This is a genomic window from Tsuneonella mangrovi, assembly GCF_002269345.1.
GTDB classification, from domain to species: Bacteria; Pseudomonadota; Alphaproteobacteria; order Sphingomonadales; family Sphingomonadaceae; genus Tsuneonella; species Tsuneonella mangrovi.
Map to the genome: position 1 here is coordinate 43,646 of NZ_CP022889.1, position 17,903 is coordinate 61,548.

General features: G+C 63.9%; 18 protein-coding genes. 14 read left to right on the top strand and 4 right to left on the bottom strand.

Annotated elements, in window-relative coordinates:
- Positions 1-6: 6 nt before the first annotated feature.
- Positions 7-597 (top strand): nucleotide exchange factor GrpE, encoded by a 591-nt coding sequence (locus CJO11_RS00210; RefSeq protein ID WP_095010892.1) that lies wholly within the window; start codon positions 7-9, stop codon positions 595-597.
- A 4-nt stretch (positions 598-601) separates the two neighbouring features.
- Positions 602-1,078, top strand: a complete 477-nt coding sequence (locus CJO11_RS00215) for a hypothetical protein (protein ID WP_150124943.1) — start codon at positions 602-604, stop codon at positions 1,076-1,078.
- A 118-nt stretch (positions 1,079-1,196) separates the two neighbouring features.
- On the opposite strand, the gene CJO11_RS00220 is transcribed toward CJO11_RS00215, so the two are convergent.
- The 3 genes from CJO11_RS00220 to CJO11_RS00230 form a co-directional block, all read right to left on the bottom strand.
- Positions 1,197-2,363: a PrnB family protein gene (locus CJO11_RS00220; RefSeq protein WP_095010894.1), complete on the bottom strand. Its 1,167-nt coding sequence runs from the start codon at positions 2,361-2,363 to the stop codon at positions 1,197-1,199.
- A gap of 88 nt (positions 2,364-2,451) precedes the next feature.
- Complete coding sequence (locus CJO11_RS00225) at positions 2,452-2,958, bottom strand: vgr related protein (RefSeq protein ID WP_240504504.1); 507 nt, start codon at positions 2,956-2,958, stop codon at positions 2,452-2,454.
- A 1-nt stretch (position 2,959) separates the two neighbouring features.
- The gene (locus CJO11_RS00230; protein WP_095010895.1) at positions 2,960-3,439 is read right to left on the bottom strand and encodes a copper chaperone PCu(A)C; all 480 of its coding nucleotides are present in this window, start codon (positions 3,437-3,439) and stop codon (positions 2,960-2,962) included.
- 170 nt (positions 3,440-3,609) lie between these two features.
- Here CJO11_RS00230 and dnaK point away from each other — a divergent pair, with 170 nt between their 5' ends.
- The 5 genes from dnaK to CJO11_RS13420 all read left to right on the top strand — a co-directional run bounded on the left by dnaK (position 3,610) and on the right by CJO11_RS13420 (position 8,021).
- Positions 3,610-5,535: a molecular chaperone DnaK gene (dnaK, locus tag CJO11_RS00235; protein ID WP_095010896.1), complete on the top strand. Its 1,926-nt coding sequence runs from the start codon at positions 3,610-3,612 to the stop codon at positions 5,533-5,535.
- A 68-nt stretch (positions 5,536-5,603) separates the two neighbouring features.
- Positions 5,604-6,737 (top strand): molecular chaperone DnaJ, encoded by a 1,134-nt coding sequence (gene dnaJ, locus CJO11_RS00240; RefSeq protein ID WP_095010897.1) that lies wholly within the window; start codon positions 5,604-5,606, stop codon positions 6,735-6,737.
- Entirely contained in the window at positions 6,734-7,204 is a 471-nt protein-coding gene (locus CJO11_RS00245; RefSeq protein ID WP_095010898.1) for a low molecular weight protein-tyrosine-phosphatase, read from the top strand. The genes dnaJ and CJO11_RS00245 overlap by 4 nt, the downstream gene beginning before the upstream one ends.
- Before the next feature lie 126 nt (positions 7,205-7,330).
- Positions 7,331-7,762 carry a DUF7684 family protein gene (locus CJO11_RS00250; RefSeq protein ID WP_095010899.1) on the top strand — a complete coding sequence of 144 codons (432 nt, stop codon included), beginning with the start codon at positions 7,331-7,333 and terminating at the stop codon, positions 7,760-7,762.
- Between the two features lie 124 nt (positions 7,763-7,886).
- A complete protein-coding gene (locus tag CJO11_RS13420) occupies positions 7,887-8,021 on the top strand; it encodes a hypothetical protein (RefSeq protein ID WP_276270516.1) in 135 nt (44 codons plus the stop codon).
- Between the two features lie 17 nt (positions 8,022-8,038).
- Here the strand turns inward: CJO11_RS13420 and CJO11_RS00255 are convergent, their stop codons facing one another.
- Positions 8,039-10,342: a patatin-like protein gene (locus CJO11_RS00255; RefSeq protein ID WP_095010900.1), complete on the bottom strand. Its 2,304-nt coding sequence runs from the start codon at positions 10,340-10,342 to the stop codon at positions 8,039-8,041.
- A gap of 71 nt (positions 10,343-10,413) precedes the next feature.
- On the opposite strand from CJO11_RS00255, the gene radA reads away from it, so the two are divergent.
- The 7 genes from radA to proS all read left to right on the top strand — a co-directional run bounded on the left by radA (position 10,414) and on the right by proS (position 17,888).
- Positions 10,414-11,775: a DNA repair protein RadA gene (gene radA / locus CJO11_RS00260; protein ID WP_095010901.1), complete on the top strand. Its 1,362-nt coding sequence runs from the start codon at positions 10,414-10,416 to the stop codon at positions 11,773-11,775.
- Positions 11,776-11,798: 23 nt separating this feature from the next.
- Positions 11,799-12,332, top strand: a complete 534-nt coding sequence (locus CJO11_RS00265; protein ID WP_095010902.1) for a CvpA family protein — start codon at positions 11,799-11,801, stop codon at positions 12,330-12,332.
- The gene (locus CJO11_RS00270) at positions 12,329-12,769 is read left to right on the top strand and encodes an iron-sulfur cluster assembly scaffold protein (protein WP_095010903.1); all 441 of its coding nucleotides are present in this window, start codon (positions 12,329-12,331) and stop codon (positions 12,767-12,769) included. Before CJO11_RS00265 ends, CJO11_RS00270 begins: the two co-directional genes overlap by 4 nt.
- Positions 12,770-12,808: 39 nt before the next feature.
- Positions 12,809-14,512 (top strand): MFS transporter, encoded by a 1,704-nt coding sequence (locus CJO11_RS00275; protein ID WP_095010904.1) that lies wholly within the window; start codon positions 12,809-12,811, stop codon positions 14,510-14,512.
- Positions 14,509-15,549, top strand: coding sequence for an alanine racemase (gene alr / locus CJO11_RS00280; RefSeq protein WP_095010905.1), 1,041 nt, complete (start codon positions 14,509-14,511; stop codon positions 15,547-15,549). The genes CJO11_RS00275 and alr overlap by 4 nt, the downstream gene beginning before the upstream one ends.
- Positions 15,550-15,669: 120 nt before the next feature.
- On the top strand, positions 15,670-16,251 hold the full coding sequence (gene phaR, locus CJO11_RS00285; RefSeq protein ID WP_095010906.1) for a polyhydroxyalkanoate synthesis repressor PhaR: 582 nt from the start codon (positions 15,670-15,672) through the stop codon (positions 16,249-16,251).
- A gap of 95 nt (positions 16,252-16,346) precedes the next feature.
- A complete protein-coding gene (gene proS / locus CJO11_RS00290) occupies positions 16,347-17,888 on the top strand; it encodes a proline--tRNA ligase (RefSeq protein ID WP_095010907.1) in 1,542 nt (513 codons plus the stop codon).
- Positions 17,889-17,903: the final 15 nt, after the last annotated feature.

Consider the following 17,903-nt stretch of genomic DNA (forward strand, 5'->3'; position numbering starts at 1 on the left):
GACGATATGCAGAACGACAAGACCAAGCCGCAGGATGCGGAAGTGGAAAAGGAACTCGACGGCGTGCCCGAGGAATTCCTCGACAGGGACGACGCAGCGACGGCGGAGGAGGAGACCTCTTCGCTCGATCTCGCGCTCGGTCGCCTGAAGGACGATCTCGAGGCGGCAAAGCAGGAAGTGCTCTACGCCAAGGCGGAAACGCAGAACGTGCGCCGACGGATGGAGAAGGACATCGCTGACGCGCGCGCCTACGCCGCGACCGGCTTTGCCCGCGACATCCTGAGCGTGGCGGACAACCTTGCCCGCGCAATCGAATCTATCCCGCAGTCGATGCGCGAAGACGACGCGATGAAAGGCCTCGTGGCCGGGATTGAAGCGACCCAGCGCGAAGTCGAGAAGGTGTTTGCCCAGCACGGCATCAGCCGGATCGCTTCCAAGGGCCTGCCGCTCGACCCCAACCAGCACCAGGCGATGATGGAAATCCCCACAACCGAGGCCGAGCCCGGCACCGTGGTGCAGGAAATGCAGAGCGGCTGGATGATCCGCGACCGCTTGCTACGCCCGGCGATGGTCGGGGTGGCGAAGAAGCCGGACTAAATTGGTGACCGAAGGCGAGCCGACCGCTGCGGAAATCAGCAGTTGGCGAATTCAGATTTTCAATGCGGTATCTGCCCTCGGTGATCTGGGCTTCCAACGGGCAACATGGCTCGATCCCGAAATGGAGAATCCGGCTTATTCGTTCGTCGAATTCTTTGAGTGTTTCTATGATGCGTCTTGGGGCAGCTATGATTCAGACAATCGTGATGCGCCAGACGCACCGTTTCGAAAGCACATCAACGACGGTGTTTTGAGTGAAAATGAACGAGATATCTTGTGGTCAGTTCACTTGGCTTTGAAAGAATACAGTGCGGACGATGTTTACGCGCATGCTTTCATTCTGGACGATCCTGTTTGGCAAGGCGTTGTGTCGGTCGCCTCGGTCGCAACCGAGCGGCTGCGCAAGATTTTGACCGATGATCGCGAGATTCATGCTTTGGACAACGTGTTGCCTTCTCCTGAAGTGAAACGTTGGTCCTAATCGTGGACAAGGCAAACTAGCATCGGAATTTCCAAACTCCCTTCCACTCTTCCAGCCACAAACATGAAAAGGGCCGCCTGATGGGGCGGCCCTTTTGCGTTCTCGCGATTAAAGCGGCTTAGGCCACCACCTGCTCGCGGTTTTCGTCGCGGTGCTTCTTGAGGTATTTCATAAACGGCGTACCGCCGGTGCCGACGTCGGGATCGTTGCCCGAGCCGGTGCTCATCTGCTTGTTGATGTAGCTTGCGGCGTATTCGAGATGCCGGGTGCGGAAGCGCGCGGCCTGCTGGACGCAAGCGTTGAACGCATCCTTGAGCGACCGGCTGCCACTTGCCTCGACAAATGTCCGCAGCGTCGATTGTGCGGCAAGGTCTTCGATGAAGCGCCGATGCTGGACCGGGCGATAGTGATGCAGTTCGTCGAGGAACGACTTGAGCGGATCGTCGCTGTGGCCGACCTGGAACAGCGCGTCCATCGCCGGGACGATGCTCGACTGGCTGCCGGTCTGCCCGCGCAGCGCCTGCGGCTTGCCGCCGAGCTTGTCGACGCCTTCATAGACCAGGCCGCCCGCCGGGAACGCCGGGTTGTTCGCCCAGCCGTGGATGTAGGGGCGAACGCGATGGAAGTAGATGTACGGATCGCACCGTTCGCCCATCCGCGCAAAGTGGCCGTAGATCCGCTCCCACGCGGCGTCCATTTCGACCAGCAGGCGCTCGGCTTCGGCCTCGTCGCCATTTTTTGCAATCGTCACCAGCTTGGCTGCGTTGTCGAGCAGCACGCCCGCTTCGGCCTCGATCGCGACGTGGATCATCACGAACCAGTTTTCGTCGTCGCCGCCGACGAAGTTCTGGACCATGGCGATGTTGTCGAGCGTGATGGGGCCCGCCTTGTCGATCCGCGCCCAGTTGTCGAGCACGTAGCCCGAATAGGGCAGCAGCGGTGCCTGGCCGAGCCGGTCGGAGATCGCCACCATCGGGCGAGCAAGGTTGGCGGGAAGGTGCTTGGGCGCGGTCGGTTCGCCCCAGACGTAGCTTTGCACCAGGAAGCTGTAGTGGACCATCGCGGTGCGGACTTCTTCGTCCGGCGCTTCCTTGGCCCATTCCTCCAGCCGAGGATCGGGCAGCTGGTCGAGCCAGTGGCGCACGCGGCCCGATGAGAGCAGGCCGGAGAGGTTTCCGGCGGCTTGGGTCACCGCGTCGAACTGGCTGGGGAGAGTGATCGAGTCGATCTCGTAATGCGAAAGGTAGCCGCGCTCGCGGCTCATACCGTAGTCTTGGAGCTCCATTTTTGTGAACCATTGGCCGGGCGCGGGTTGGGCCGCCCGGACGAGGAGGGTGGTATCAAGTGCAACCGGATTGCTCAAGCCTTGCGAATTATCCGGTCCCCGGGAACCGCACCAGCAGGTTGTAGGCTGCCGGATCGGACACACCGGCAATCTCGACCCCGTTCCGCATCCAGAACGCGTGTTTCACGATCTCGGCCTGTTGTTCGATGCCGTAGCGTTCGAGGCTCCATCCCGGCCGCAGGGCGTAGTCGTAGCGGCAGAACGGGTGGCGATGGAGCGGCAGGTACCATTTGCCGCGCGACTGCGCCTGCCACACGTGCGTCATCTCGTGGATGAACAGACCCTGCGCGCGAAAATCGGCCTTCGCGAAATCGTCGCAATAGGCCTCGCCGCGGGGATGGAAGTGCAGGTGGCCGCACGGTGCCATCGTGATCCGGCGCGGCTGGAGGGGAAACCACTTGCGCCGCCTGATCGTCACCTGTGCGTAGCCGATCGCGGTGCCGAACACACTGCGCGCCAGCTCGATCTCGCCAGCGGTGAGCGCGCGCTCGCCGCCCGCCGGGCAGGTATGCAGGGCGCGCCCGCCTTCGCCCACGTCAGCTTTCGGAACCGGCCGCTTCGACCTTGGCGGGAAAAGTCTGGCTGGTCCCGCCCGAGACGACAATCGTCACTTGCGCGGTGTCGCCGGGCTTCAAGTCCTTGGGCGGGTCCATCACCATCAGGTGCCTGCCGCCGGGCTTGAATTCGAGCTTGGTTCCCTTGCTCATCGGCACGGGCAACATGTCCATCATCTGCATTCTGCCCTGGTACATGCCGTAATCGTGGAACATCGACTTGGTCGCGCCCTTCACCGAACCCCGGCTGAGCGCGAGATTATCGTCGCCTTCATAGTCGAGATTGAAATAGACCGCCGCCGGGTTGCCGGGCACGGCATTGAGCACCATCCGGGCATCACTGACGGTCATCCCGGGAATGCCGGAGGGGGCGGCTACAGGCGCCTTGTCTGCCGACTGACCACATGCCGAGAGCCCCAGAGTGCCGGCCAGCAGCGCGGCTGCGAAAAGCGACTTGTTCATGCGCGATCCTTCCCTGTTCTGTCTTGGCGTGAAACGTAGCGTTCCACGTCCCTTGTGCCAAGGGAAAGCGCTCCTATATCGCGGTCATACTCTGAGCTGCCGAACGGCCCTGCTTGTTTCGAAGGGGGTCAGCTGGCGGTGTCCAACACTAGGAAATGAATAGGGAAACCATGGCCAAAGTTATCGGTATCGACCTCGGCACCACCAACTCGTGCGTTGCCGTGATGGATGGGGGCAAACCCAAAGTCATCGAGAATTCGGAAGGTGCGCGCACCACGCCGTCGATCGTCGCGTTCACCAAGGATGGCGAGCGGCTGATCGGCCAGCCGGCGAAGCGCCAGGCCGTTACCAACCCCGACAACACCGTGTTCGCGGTGAAGCGCCTGATCGGCCGCCGGTTCGACGATCCGGTGACCAAGAAGGATACCGAGCTGGTTCCCTACACCATCGTCAAGGGCAAGAACGGCGATGCGTGGGTCAAGGCCGGAGGCGAAGATTACTCGCCCAGCCAGATCAGCGCGTTCATCCTCCAGAAGATGAAGGAAACCGCCGAGAGCTACCTCGGCGAGACCGTCACCCAGGCGGTGATCACCGTTCCCGCATACTTCAACGACGCCCAGCGCCAGGCGACCAAGGACGCTGGCCAGATCGCCGGCCTCGAAGTGCTGCGTATCATCAACGAGCCGACTGCTGCCGCGCTCGCCTACGGCCTCGAGAAGGAAGACGGCAAGACCATCGCGGTTTACGACCTCGGTGGCGGCACCTTCGACGTCTCGATCCTCGAGATCGGCGACGGCGTGTTCGAAGTGAAGTCAACCAACGGCGACACCTTCCTCGGCGGTGAGGATTTCGACGGCGCGATCGTCGAATACCTCGCGGACGAGTTCAAGAAGAAGGAAAACATGGATCTGAAGACCGACAAGCTCGCTCTTCAGCGTCTCAAGGAAGCCGCCGAAAAGGCCAAGATCGAGCTCAGCTCCAGCCAGCAGACCGAGATCAATCTGCCGTTCATCACCGCGCGCATGGAAGGCGGCGCGACAACCCCGCTGCACCTGGTTGAAACACTGACCCGCTCGAAGCTCGAGCAGCTGGTCGGCGATCTCGTCAAGCGCACGCTCGAACCGTGCAAGAAGGCGCTCGCCGATGCCGGGATCGACAAGGGCGGGGTGGACGAAGTGGTCCTCGTAGGCGGCATGACCCGCATGCCCAAGGTGCGCGAAGTGGTCGAGGAGTTCTTCGGCAAGAAGCCGCACACCGGCGTGAACCCCGATGAAGTCGTGGCGATGGGCGCAGCGATCCAGGCCGGCGTGCTGCAGGGCGACGTCAAGGATGTGCTGCTGCTCGACGTGACCCCGCTCTCGCTCGGTATCGAGACGCTGGGCGGTGTGTTCACCCGCATGATCGACCGCAACACGACGATTCCGACCAAGAAGAGCCAGGTCTACTCGACCGCCGAGGACAACCAGCAGGCGGTGACGATCCGCGTGTTCCAGGGCGAGCGCGAGATGGCGGCAGACAACAAGCTGCTCGGCCAGTTCGACCTCGTCGGCATCCCCCCGGCGCCGCGCGGCGTGCCGCAGATCGAGGTCGTGTTCGACATCGACGCCAACGGCATCGTCAACGTCAGCGCCAAGGACAAGGGCACCGGCAAGGAGCAGCAGATCCGCATCCAGGCTTCGGGAGGTCTGTCCGACGCCGATATTGACCAGATGGTGCAGGACGCCGAGAAGTTCGCCGAGGAAGACAAGAAGCGCAAGGCTGCGGCGGAAGCCCGCAACCAGGCCGACAGCCTCGTCCACGCGACCGAGAAGCAGCTCGAAGAGCATGGCGACAAGGTCAGCGCGGACCTCAAGGGCCAGGTCGAGGCGGCGATCGCCGAAGCCAGGACCGCGCTCGAGGGCGACGACGTCGATGCGATCAACGCCAAGGCGCAGGCGCTGACAGAAGTGGCCATGAAGATGGGCCAGGAAATCTACAGCAAGGAGCAGGCGGCTGCGGCCGATGCGGCTCCGGGTGGAGAAGGCGCAAGCGAGAACGCGGACGACGACGTAGTCGACGCCGAGTTCTCCGAAGTCGACGAAGACGCGAAGAACTGATTGCAGTGATGGATAACCCGACCGCCACCGGTGCAACCAGCGCCGGTGGCGAGTAGGGGGCGGTCGCGATGTCATCAGCCGAAATCGATTTCTACGAACTGCTGCAGGTCAGCCGCGATGCCGATGGCGCGACGATCAAGTCCGCCTATCGCAAGATGGCGATGCAGTATCACCCCGATCGCAATCCGGGTGACACCGAGGCCGAAGCGAAGTTCAAGGCGTGCAGCGCCGCCTACGAAGTCCTGAAAGACCCGCAGAAGCGGGCAGCTTACGATCGCTATGGCCATGCCGCGTTCCAGAACGGCGGGATGGGCGGCGGAGACGGTGCCGGCGGCTTCGGCCAGGCGGATTTCGGCGATATCGGCGACATTTTCGAGACCATCTTCGGATCGGCCTTCGGCGGCGGCGCGCGCCAGCAGCCGCGCCGCGGAGCGGACTTGCGCTACGACATGGACGTGACGCTGGAAGAGGCGTTCCACGGCAAGACCAACCAGATCGAGATCGAGGTCAGCCAGACCTGCGATACCTGCAACGGTTCGGGCGCGACGCCCGGCACCGGCACGCGCGGGTGCAACCTGTGCGGCGGGATGGGCAAGGTCCGCGCGAAGCAGGGCTTCTTCGTGGTCGAGCGTCCGTGCCCCAACTGCCACGGGCGGGGCGAAGTGATCGAAAGCCCGTGCAGCGATTGCCGCGGGGAAGGGCGGGTCGACCGCCCGCAAGCGCTCGACGTCGAAATTCCTCCGGGGGTCGACACGGGCACGCGCATTCGCCTGTCGGGCAAGGGTGAGGCGGGTCCGCGCGGTGCGCCTCCGGGCGATCTCTACATCTTCGTCCATGTGCGCCCGCACGCGGTCTATAGCCGCGAAGGCACCACGCTGGTCACGCGCATCCCGATCAGTTTTACGACCGCGGCGCTGGGCGACAGCCTCGAGATCCCCGATCTCGGTGGCGACAGCCACACCGTGAAGATCCCCGCCGGAATCCAGTCGGGCAAGCAGCTGCGCGTGCGTGGCGGCGGGATGCCAGTGCTGCAAGGGCGCGGTCGCGGCGACCTGGTGGTCGAGATCATGGTCGAGACCCCGACCAAGCTTACCAAGGAGCAGAAGGATCTGCTCGAACAGTTCCGCGCGACCGAGACCGGCGAGGAATGCCCCGAAAGCCGGGGGTTTTTCGACAAGCTGAAGGAAGCGTTCGGCGGATGAGCGCGCGGCGGCCAGCCGTGCTGTTCGTCTGCCTCGGCAACATCTGCCGCTCCCCGCTCGCCGAAGCCGCCTTTCGCCGCGAGGCGGATGCAGCAGGGCTGACGGTCGAAATCGATTCCGCCGGGACCGGCAACTGGCACGTCGGCAATCCACCCGATGCCCGCGCGCAGGAAGTCGCACTCGCCGCAGGGGTGGACATCTCGGGCCTGCGCGCCCGCCAACTCGCCGCTGCCGACTATCGTCGCTTCACCCACATCTTCGCGATGGACGCGCAGAACCTCGCCGACATCCGCGCCCGCGCGCCGCATGATGCGACCGCCGAGATGGCGCTGCTACTCGACCTCGTCCCGGGGCGCGAAGGGGCAAGCGTGCAGGACCCGTACTACGACGGCGAAGAGCAGTTCGAATATGCCTGGGCGGATGTTTCGGCGGCAGCGCGGGAACTGGTGGCGAAGCTGGCCGGGTGAAGCTTTTCCAGCTTGTAGGCTGATGTCCGTTCTCGGAAGGCTTTAGCGAACCCACTAATGTCCGAAATGGGGTGGAAAGCGGACATGAGGGGTTGCTGCTTGAATTCGTGCTCGTAAGCTGATCACATGGAACTGGAATATGTGCATCTAGGCCCGAACAAGGCTCCCCCGCAGCTTCCAACCGGTCCACTTCGAGTGGTTATCGTTTCGGAGACTATGGTTAGTGATGACTGGCGAAACACCATCGCCCGATGGTTGGTGGACGGCGGCTGCCTTTATGCGGTCGCCTGGGGACGAGAGTGCGAAAGGTGGCACGACGCGGTGGACTGGGCAGTGCTTGAAACCTTCGACTATGGCGACATTCCTGACAATAGGTTTGTGATGACGACGTGGCACGCGGAAGAGCCACTCTCAGAAGCGCTATGGTTCGCCGGTAACTGTGCGTCGCATCCGGATGTGGAACTAATGCAAACTGTCCTCCTTCACGTCGCCGATGAAGCCAAGGAGGACGAGATGACCGCGACTTATTCGGCAAGCCAAATCGATGAACAACCCTAATGTCCGCAATTGGGTCGTTAGCGGAAAGTCCGCTTCTCACTCCCGTCCGCACCCGTTAACCCGCTTGAAACCAGACAGGCACAAGCTACCCTTCCTGTTCCCGATATTCTTCGAGGGGGAAGACATGAGGAAATTCCTGATCGCGTTTGCCGTGGTGGCGAGCCTGGGCACATCCGGCTGCGTTGCGGCGCTCGCCGCAGGGGCCGGCGCGACGACGGTCGCCTGCACCAACAAGAAGGTCGATTGCCCGCTCGACTGATCCGGATAGAGGTGCCGCTAAAGCGCCTCCACCTCAGCCCTGATCCGTTCGACAAGGCCTTCGTTCGCCTTCAGCCGCGTCTCCTCCTCGTCGAGGATCGCGAGGAACGCGCGTTTCTTGAATTCGGCGCAGTCGCCCGGGTGGAAGCCATCGACGGTAGAACACACCAGGTCGATCATCCGTTCCGCGCCGTGCAAACGGCCCCACAGGTAGTCGTTTTCGCGATAGGCGCGGGAGAAGAACGCGCCGAAGTTGTAGAATTCGGTGCCGCGCAGCGTTGCCTGCGCGCCGCCCGGGCGGATCGACAGGGCATCGTTCGGGCTGATCCGGTCGACCTTGATTGCGTCGAACTCGGTCAGGCCCTCGTTTCGCATCAGTTGGAGCGTGGCGACATCGTAGAACGGGAACCCGAGATAGGTCAGCAACATTCGGCGGCGTAGCTCGCGCGGCATGTCGCCCAGCGCGGCGCAAAGCATCTCTTCCGCCCGGATGTCGGTTTCGGGCAGCAGCCGATGCTCGCCAAGTGCATCGAGCACCGCCCCGGGGTCTTCCATTACCCGCTCGGCCAGCCTGCCGAAATCGGGCCCGAGCGCGGCGGTGTCTTCGCGCGCGAAATAGAGCGCGAGGATTGCATAGATCGCGCCGCGCGCTTCCTCGAGCGCGTCGTCGGGAATGTCGGGATCCGCTTCCCATTCGCGCGACAGCCGCCGGGCAAGCAGGCGCAGCCGGCGTACGCGAAACGCCAGGTCGTGCGCACGGAAGAACGCGATTGCTTCCGGGGTCGCTCCGCCACCGGCTGCCGACAGTATGTGCAAGCCGCGCTCGTCGAGCTCGTTGGCCAGCCGCTCGATCACCGCTTCAGGTCCGGGCAGCTTGAGCGACGGTGCGGCAGCAAACACCACGTTGCCCAGCGTCTCGACGATCCCCGCGCGCTTGGCCTGCGCGTAGGAACTGAAGGCATAACCTGCCTGCTCGGCCGCGGCTTGCTGGGCCTTGGCGCGCCACCCGGCCAGCCTGCGCGGTGTCGGCCGATCGAAGAACAGCGTCCTGCCGAACAGCTTTTCGACGGTAGTTTCGACTTCGGGCCGTAAGCCCGCCACGATTCGGCGTACGCGGGTCGCTTCGCGCGACTGGGCTTCGATTGCATCGAGGTTGTCGCGGATCGGCTGTTCGCGCGGGATCGTCGATAGCGAGCCGAAGATGGCGGTAAAAAAACCCACCGGACGGTCGATTTCGTCCTCGAGCCCCTCGAACCGGTCGGGGTGGGGATCGATGTAGACGAACCGCCGGTCGACCTCGCGCTGCGCGGGGCGCGCCGGCAGCGCCTCGATCGCGCCTTCGAAGGGTGCGTTGACCAGCACCGACCCGTCGATCAGCGAGACGTGCTCGGCATTTCCCTGGTTCACATGGATCGGCATGACGCGTTCGAGGAACTTCTCGCGTCCCGTCCACTCGCGCCCGGTCTGTGCGGCCAGCGCATCGATCTCGGCCAGTTGCAGCGGCGGGAACGCGCCGGGAAAGCTGGCGGTGGCGCGGGCAGCGAATGTCAGCTCGAGCGGATCGGCGAGCGACCGCCCGGCCTCGTGCGGGGTACGCGACCGGAACGAGACCGGCAATCGGTGCTCGCTCTCTTCGACTTCCTTCGGGCTGTGCAAGTGAAGCAACGAGAGAAACCCGCGGAAATCGGTCGCGGTCACGATCAGGTCGATCGGGTGGCCGGTCGGCAGCAAGGGCGCCTCAGCCCGGGATTGCGCCATCGCTGCAAAGGCATCGCTCAGCAGTCGCGAGAACCCCAGGCCCGAAAACGGCGGCTCGAACCATCGCCCGCGGATCAGGCGCGAAACCTTGCGGCGCACTTCGGTGCGGGTTTCGGGCGCGACGCTTTCCGACACTGCGTTGCCCGGACGGCTGAGCACCCAGCGCACGAACGGCTGGGCCCAGTACTTGGCAAAGCGCCAGCCGGGTAGCGCTTCGGGGGCGACCAGCTTGTCTGTATCGGCCATCTCCAGCCACAGTTCGGTGAGCGGCTCGAGGCTCTGGCCCGAATGGATCGCCTGGGCGAGGAAGATGGCGTTGATCCCGCCCGCGCTCGCACCTGTGAGGATGTCTGGCAGCACCCGCAGTTGCAGGTTATGCTCGCGCTCGAGGTGGTCGAGCATCTCGCGATAGACCCGCTGTACGCCGCTGTGCGTTTCCTTGCCGTGATACGCGCGGCTGGCACGCGCGAGGTGCCAAAGTTCCTTGGTGACGCCGTGCATATAGACCGCCAGGCTGACCCCGCCGTAGCAGACCAATGCGATACGAAGTTCCTTTTGGCGCATGTCGTGTACTGTGGCGGGCAAAACGCGTCGAGGCAATTGCGTTCTGCAAATGTTCCGTTTAAGCAAGCCGCATGGCGAAAGTGAAGAAGCGTTACGTCTGCCAGGCTTGCGGCTCGGTCAGCCATCGTTGGCAGGGCCAGTGTCCCGACTGCGCGGAATGGAACACGCTGAGCGAAGATGCGCCGGCCACGGTGTTCTCGCAAAAGCACGACCTGTCTAGCGGCGGGCGGCCAGTGATGTTCGAAGCGCTCGACGCCCCGTCGGAGCCGCTGGTGCGTCGCCCGACCGGCCTCGCCGAATTCGACCGTGCGCTGGGCGGCGGGCTGGTTCCCGGTTCGGCGGTGCTGATGGGCGGCGATCCCGGCATCGGCAAGTCGACCTTGTTATTGCAATCGGCGGCCACGGTGGCGAGGACGGGCGCCCAGGCGGTTTACGTCAGCGGGGAAGAAGCTGCCGGTCAGGTGCGCTTGCGGGCATCGCGGCTGGGCCTTGCCGACGCGCCGATCCGGTTGGCGGCGGCGACTTCGGTGCGCGATATCCTGACTACGCTGGCGCAAGGCGAACCGCCCGCACTGCTGGTGATCGATTCGATCCAGACGATGCATTCCGACACCATCGAAGGCGCTCCGGGAACCGTCAGCCAGGTGCGCGGCTGCGCGTTCGAGCTGATACGTTATGCCAAGGAGAACGGCGTTGCGCTGGTGCTGGTCGGCCACGTCACCAAGGACGGCACGATTGCAGGCCCGCGGGTGCTCGAACACATGGTCGACGTGGTGATGAGCTTCGAAGGCGAGCGCAGCCACCAGTATCGTATCCTGCGCGCGCTCAAGAACCGCTTTGGCGCGGTCGACGAAATCGGCGTGTTCGCGATGGCGGGCGATGGGCTGGAAGAGGTTGCCAATCCATCGATGCTATTTCTGTCGGGTCGCGAGGAACCGCTCGCTGGAAGCGCGGTGTTCCCGGCACTTGAGGGAACTCGCCCGGTTCTCGTCGAAATTCAGGCGCTGATCGTGCGCTTGCAATCGGGCGCAACCCCGCGCCGCGCGGTCGTTGGGTGGGACAACGGGCGGCTGGCGATGCTGCTGGCTGTGCTCGAATCGCGTTGCGGGCTCAATTTCAGTTCGGCGGAAGTCTACCTCAATGTGGCGGGCGGCTATCGCTTGTCCGATCCGGCAGCCGACGTCGCGGTGGCGGCGGCGCTGGTCTCCGCGCTGGCCGACAAGCCGCTCGATCGCAATGCGGTGTGGTTCGGTGAAGTTTCGTTGGCCGGGGAAATTCGCCCGGTGGCGCACGGCGGATTGCGCCTGCGCGAAGCGACAAAGCTCGGATTTTCGGTCGGAAATGGTCCCATCGAACGTGCTGGAAATTCACCCGACCTTAACTATGCTGGGCTTAATCAGTTGGCGGATCTCGTTGACCGCGTAATGGGATAGGTTCTACCAGCCGAGCGATCGCAATGACGGGTTTTGACATCATCGTGCTGTGCGTCGTGGGCGTGGCGGCGATTGGCGGCTTCTCGCGCGGGTTCGTGCAGGAAGTGCTATCGCTGGCCGCATGGGGCCTTGCGATCGTTGCGATCCACAACCTCCACACCCCGCTTTACGAAGCCTTGCTGCCCTACGTCGACTCGTCGACCGGGGCCGCGACGCTGGCGTTCGCGCTACTGCTGCTGATTCCCTATGCGGGGATGAAGCTGATTGCCGGGCGGTTGGGCCAGTCGACCCGCATGTCATTCCTCGGCCCGATCGACCGCGTGCTGGGCTTTGGATTCGGCGCGATCAAGGGCGGCATCGTAGTGGTGTGTGCATTTGCCTTGCTGGTGCTGGGATACGACGCGGTGTGGGGCGTGACCGGTCGCCCGGACTGGATCACACAGGCGCGCACATATCCATTGGTCAATTCGAGCGCCGATGCGATGGTCCAGCTGATCGATGCCCGGCGGCAATCGCTGCAGTCGGACGACGCGCACTCTCACGTCCGCGGGCAATGACCGCGCGCAGCGGCGCGAGCCTTTACACTCCCGAACTCCTGGCGTTGGCGGTTTCGCTGGCCGACTATCCGCTCTCGCCCGACCTGCCGTTGACCGGGAGCGCGCGCTCGCGAACATGCGGCAGTACGTTGACGATGGCGCTCGAGTGCGACGCGTCGGGGCGAATAGTACGGCTGGGAATGCAGGTCGCCGCCTGTGCGGTGGGACAAGCTGCTGCGGCGCTGTTCGCGGCAAAAGCGGCAGGCGCGGACCGATCGCACATCGCAGCGACACTGGCCGAATTCGAAAGCTGGCTGGCGGGTGAGGGTGACCTGCCCGACTGGCCCGGGCTTGCGCCGCTCGTTCCCGCCCGCACCTATCCCGCACGTCACGGCGCGATGGTGCTGCCGTGGAAGGCGGCGCTCGATGCGCTTTCCAACCGGCAGCGAGGCAGCTAGACCACCGGCAAAGATCAACCAGGGAGCCGGGTAGCCGATATGCAAGGGAACGCGAGCGCGAGCATTCACGAGCCCAGCGCGAAGGAAATCCGGCTGGTCATCGCCGCTTCGTCGGCGGGTACGATCTTCGAATGGTACGATTTCTTCATCTACGGCACGCTCGCGGCGCTGATCGGCAAGGCGTTCTTCCCGGCGGACAACGAGACGCTTCAGTTGCTGTTGGTGTGGGCCGGGTTCGCGGTCGGGTTCGGTTTTCGCCCGCTCGGCGCGATCCTGTTCGGGTTCCTCGGCGACCGGTTGGGAAGGAAGTACACCTTCCTCGTCACGGTGACCCTGATGGGCATTGCCACCGCCGGGGTCGGCCTGATCCCGACAGCGGCGACGATCGGCCTGGCGGCGCCGATCATCGTGATCGGGCTGCGCATCCTTCAGGGCCTTGCGCTCGGGGGCGAATACGGCGGCGCGGCGATCTACGTGGCCGAGCACGCCCCGCCCGAAAAGCGCGGTCTTTACACCAGTTTCATCCAGGCGAGCGTGGTCGGCGGGTTCGTGCTGTCGATCATCGTCGTGATCGGCAGCCGCTGGCTGATTCCCGCCGAGGATTTTGCCGCGTGGGGCTGGCGCGTTCCGTTCTTGCTTTCGCTGATCCTGCTGGTGATATCGCTGTGGATGCGGCTCAAGCTGAGCGAAAGCCCGGTGTTCCAGGCGATGAAGGAAGCTGGCGAAACAGCGGGCAACCCGTTCGTCGAAAGCTTCACCTATCCCGGCAACAAGAAGCGGATTTTCGTCGCGCTGTTCGGGATCACCGGGGTGTTGACGACGATCTGGTACACCGCGTTCTTCTCCGGCCTGTCGTTCCTGCGCGGGCCGATGCGGGTCGACGAACAGCTGGTCGAAGTGATCATGCTGATCGGTGGCACGATTTCGATGAGCTTCTACGTGATCGTCGGCAAGTGGTCCGACCGGGTTGGCCGCAAGCTGCCGATTGTAATTGGCGCGGCGCTCTCGTTGGTGCTGCTGTTCCCGATATTCTGGGGCATCGGTGCGCTCGCCAATCCGGGGCTCGGCCAGGCGGCACAAAGGGCTCCGGTGGTCGTGTCGGGTCCTGATTGCCACTACGATCCGTTCGCCAACAAGCAGGCCGCCCCATGTGGGCGATTGTTGCAGGACCTGACCGCGCTTGGCGTTCCCTACGATATCGCAGCCAAGCCGGCCGGTTTCACCTCGCAGCAGGCCAAGGGCGCGCTCGATCTGTCGATGCAGGTGGGTTACGCGCTCTATCCGCTCGGCAACGGCGCGAACGGCGTCAACTGGGACGATCCCGCTTCGCACCAGGCGGCGGTGAAGCAGGCGCTGGAAGCGAATGGCTATGACTTCTCGACCCAGCACCCGCCGTTCGTGCGGGTCGTGGGGATCATTGCGCTGATCTGCGCGCTGGGGATGCTCTCGGCACTGACCTATGGTTCGGTCGCGGCGCTGCTGTCGGAGATGTTCCCGCCCCAGATTCGCTACAGCTCGATGTCGATCCCGTACCATATCGGCGCTGGCTACCTTGGCGGGTTCCTGCCGCTGATCGCGGGCTACATCGTCGCGACGACGGGCAATGCCTATTCCGGGCTGTGGTACACCTGGGTCGTGATGGCGTTCGGCCTCGTCGTGGGGCTGTGGGGCATCAAGGGCGGTCCGCCGCGCGATTTCGAGGTGTCGGACCACGAACTGCCGGTTTCGGTCGCCAATCCGTGACAATTCTTCCGCCGCCGACGCTGCGGCTGCGCCTCGACACCGCCGCGCTGGCAGACAACTGGCGCGCGCTCGACCGGCTTTCGGGCGCTGCGCGAGCGGGTGCGGCCGTCAAGGCTGACGGTTACGGACTGGGCGCTGGGCAGGTCGTGCCGGTGCTGGCAGAGGCTGGCGCGCGCGACTTCTTCGTCGCTCACTGGAGCGAGGTGCCGGAGGTGATTGCGCACGTTCCGCCAGAGCGGGTCGCGGTGCTGCACGGGCCATTGCACGACGATGACTGCGCATTTGCGCGCAAGGTTGGCGTTAGGCCGGTCCTGAACAGCCTGGCGCAAGTCGCGCGTTGGCAAGCGAGCGGGGGCGGGACGTGCGACCTGATGGTCGATACCGGGATCAACCGGCTTGGCGTTCCGGTCAGAGCGCTGGGCGACCCGGTGTTCGCCGGACTCGAGATCGATACCCTTATGTCGCACCTCGCGTCGGCGGACGAGGATAGCTCTACAAATGCGCTCCAGCTTGCGCGCTTTGCAGAGGTTTGCGCACAAATGCCCGCGCGTCGCCGGAGCCTGGCCAATAGCGCCGGGATTGCGCTAGGTCCGGACTACGCGTTCGACGTCACCCGGCCCGGCCTGGCACTCTACGGAGGGGTTCCGCGAGCCGAGCTGGCTGGCGAGATCAAGGCCGTCGCCCATCCCGAAGCGGCGATCCTGCAGGTACGCGAACTGAAGGCTGGCGACGGCGTAGGCTATAACCACGCCTTCATCGCACCACGGACGATGCGCGCTGGAGTGGTTTCGCTCGGTTATGCCGACGGTTTCCTGAGGAGCTGGGGCGAAGCGGGTGCATTGAGCCACAAGGGGCGCAGCCTGCCGCTGCTCGGCAAGGTGTCGATGGACATGGTGGTGGTCGATCTCACGCACGCGCCCGAGATTTCCGAAGGCGATTGGCTGTCGGTCCCCTACGATCTTCCCGCTGCCGCTCATACGACCGGGCTCACCCAATACGAATTGCTGACGGTGCTCGGGCGACGATTTCGACGCTAGCCAATCAAGCAGCATTGCAACGCTTTGCTGCACCACAGGCGGTGCAGCATTTGTTGCGCTGCACATGCTGCAAGTGCTAATGCCGGGGTTTCGCAGCACGCTCCGGAGAGGTGAGTCGGAATGTCCAGGAAATCGACCAACGGTGACGACGCGGTCATCATCAAGAAATACGCCAACCGCCGTCTCTATAACACCGCCTCCTCAAGCTACATCACGCTCGACGATCTGTCGCGAATGACTCGCGAAGGGGTGGACTTCAAGGTGCTCGACGCCAAGTCGGGGGAAGACATCACCCATTCGATCCTCACCCAGATCATCATGGAAGAGGAATCGAGCGGTTCCGAACCGCTGCTGCCGATCAGTTTCCTGCGCCAACTCATCACGATGTACGGCAATTCGATGCAGGCGATAATGCCGAGCTATCTCGAAGCGATGATGACCAATTTCAGCGAGAACCAGGCCAAGCTGCGCGAGGCATTCAAGCAAGGTGCGGGCGACAACCCGCTCGCCAAGATGGCCGAAACCAACATGGCAATGATGCGCGCTGCCGCCGAGGCGTTCATTCCCGGCAAGGGCGCGAAAAAGCCGGCAGCCAGCGCTTCCAAGGCAAGCGAGCCGTCTGCCGATGCTAGCGCCGAACTGGCAGAACTGCGCGCGCAGATGGCGGCGATGCAGAAGAAGCTCGACCAGCTCGGCAAGTAATCGGCGCGATTTTCGCCGCGAATAGGCACTGGACCCGCCCCGTCAGGCGCGGCTAGTGCCGCCCGGTCATACCTACCAGCAAAGAACCGCAACCAGTGTCCCAGATTCGCCATGCCCTGTCGGTCAAGCGCGCCGACGATTTCGCCCAGTGGTACCAGGAAGTCATTTCCGCCGCCGACCTTGCAGAAGAGTCGGGGGTTCGCGGATGCATGGTCATCAAACCGTGGGGCTTTGGCATCTGGGAGCGGATCCAGCGCCTGCTCGACGCGCGCATTCGCGATACCGGGCACGACAACTGCTATTTCCCGCTGTTCATTCCGCTCAGGAACTTCGAGCGTGAGGCCGAGCACGTCGAGGGCTTTGCCAAGGAAATGGCGGTCGTCACTCACCACCGGCTGATTGCCGACGGCAAGGGCGGGCTGGTGCCCGATCCCGAAGCCAAACTGGAAGAGCCGCTGGTCGTGCGGCCGACCTCCGAAACGATCATCGGCGATGCGATGGCGCGGTGGATCCAGAGCTGGCGCGACCTGCCGCTCAAGATCAACCAGTGGGCCAACGTGGTGCGCTGGGAAATGCGCACCCGGATGTTCCTGCGCACCAGCGAATTCCTGTGGCAGGAAGGGCATACCGCGCACGAGACCGCCGAGGACGCGAAAGAGCACACCTTGCGGATGCTCGAAGTCTATCGTGCCTGCGCCGAGGAAGACCTCGCGTTGCCCGTTATCGCGGGCGAAAAGCCGGAAAACGAACGCTTCCCCGGGGCGGTGGAGACCTGGTCGATCGAAGCGATGATGCAGGACGGCAAGGCGCTGCAGGCCGGCACCAGCCACTATCTCGGCACCAATTTTGCTGAAGCCAGCGGGATCCGCTTCCAGGATCGCGAAGGCGGCCAGCAGCTGGCGCACACCACCAGCTGGGGCGTTTCGACCCGCATGGTCGGCGGCGTGATCATGACTCATGGCGACGACGACGGGCTGAAGGTCCCGCCCGCGCTCGCTCCGTGGCAGGTGGTGATCCTGCCGATGCTGCGCGACACCGACGAGGATGCCGCGTTGCTCGAATATTGCGAAGGCCTGAAATCGCGCCTCACCGCCCAGCAAACGCTCGGCGAGCCGCTGCGGGTGCTGCTCGACCAGCGGCCCGGCAAGGCGGCGGGCAAGCGGTGGGACTGGGTGCGCAAGGGTGCTCCGGTTATCATAGAGGTCGGTCAGCGCGACATGACCGAAGGCAAGGTCAGCCTTCTGCGCCGCGATGCGCTGTGGGCGGAAAACGGCAAGCCTGCCTTTGCAACGCCTTCGATCGACCAAGTGGGCGAAACGATTCCAACAATGCTCGCCCAGATGCAGCAGTCGATGCTCGAGGGCGCTCGCGAATGGCGCAATGCGCGGATCACGCGCGGGGTAAGCGAATTTGCAGCGCTCGAGGCCGCGTTTGCAGAAGGTGTGAAGAATCCCGGCTGGGTCGAAGTTCAGTGGGCCAGGCCGACGGGCGATGAACTCGACGAAGTGGTCGAACGGCTCAAGGCGCTCAAACTAACCTTCCGCAACGTTCCGCTGGACGCGGAGCCTGCCGATGGGGCATGTATCTTTACTGGAAGGCCTGCGGTCGAGCGCGTGCTGGTGGCGCGCGCCTATTGATCCGGCGGGTCATCC